The sequence below is a fragment of the Ruegeria sp. AD9 genome (genome assembly GCF_056542305.1).
This window is the reverse complement of sequence record NZ_JBQFZP010000063.1, coordinates 1-1,167: the sequence shown is the minus strand read 5'-3', so window position 1 is coordinate 1,167 and position 1,167 is coordinate 1. Positions and strand designations below refer to the sequence as shown.

Below are 1,167 nucleotides of genomic sequence, written 5' to 3'. Positions count from 1 at the left end.
TCGACCACTTCGATGATCCAGTCGGCGATCTGGCGGAATTCGGTCTCGCCAAAGCCGCGGGTGGTGCCGGCGGGGCTGCCCAGGCGGATGCCGCTGGTCACTGTCGGCTTTTCCGGGTCAAATGGCACGCCGTTCTTGTTGCAGGTGATATGCGCCCGGCCCAGGGCCTTTTCGGTGGCGTTGCCCTTGACGCCCTTGGGGCGCAGGTCGACCAGCACCACATGGGTGTCGGTGCCGTGGGTCACGGTGTCGAGCCCGCCCTTGATCAGCTGATCGCTGAGCGCCTGCGCATTGATCACGACCTGCTGGATATAGCTTTTGAACTCGGGGCGCAGCGCCTCGCCAAAGGCCACGGCCTTGGCCGCGATCACATGCATCAGCGGGCCGCCCTGAATGCCGGGGAAGATCGCCGAATTCACTTTCTTAGCGATATCTTCATCATTGGTCAGGATCATGCCCCCACGTGGGCCGCGCAGGGTCTTGTGTGTGGTGGTGGTCGCCACATGCGCGTAGGGGAACGGGCTGGGATGCTCGCCTGCCGCGACCAGACCGGCGAAATGCGCCATGTCCACGTGCAGATAGGCGCCGACCATGTCGGCGATCTCGCGCATGCGGGCAAAGTCGATCTGACGCGGGATGGCCGAACCGCCCGCGATGATCAGCTTGGGGTTATGCTCTTTCGCCAGCGCCTCGACCTGATCATAGTCCAGCATGTTGTCCTGCTGGCGCACGCCGTATTGCACGGCGTTGAACCACTTGCCCGACTGGTTGGGTCGCGCGCCGTGGGTCAGGTGGCCACCGGCATCCAGGCTCATGCCCAGAATGGTGTCGCCGGGCTGGATCAGCGCCTGGAACACGCCCTGGTTGGCCTGACTGCCCGAGTTCGGCTGCACATTGGCAAAGCCACAGCCAAACAGCTGCTTGGCGCGGTCGATGGCCAGATTCTCGGCGATATCAACAAACTCGCAGCCCCCGTAATAGCGCCGGCCCGGGTAGCCTTCGGCATATTTGTTGGTCATCACCGAACCCTGCGCCTCCATCACGGCGGCAGAGACGATGTTCTCGGACGCAATCAGCTCGATCTCGTCGCGCTGACGACCCAGCTCAGACCGGATCGAGCCAAAAAGCTCAGGATCGCGGTCCGACAAGGACTGGGTGAAAAATCCG

The 1,167-nt window shown here is 63.2% G+C and carries 1 protein-coding gene; it reads right to left on the bottom strand.

Annotated features, from left to right (window positions below; all coding sequences use genetic code 11):
- The coding region (gene glyA / locus ACR0AM_RS21610; protein WP_480624002.1) for a serine hydroxymethyltransferase at positions 1-1,167 on the bottom strand (1,167 nt) is incomplete at both ends.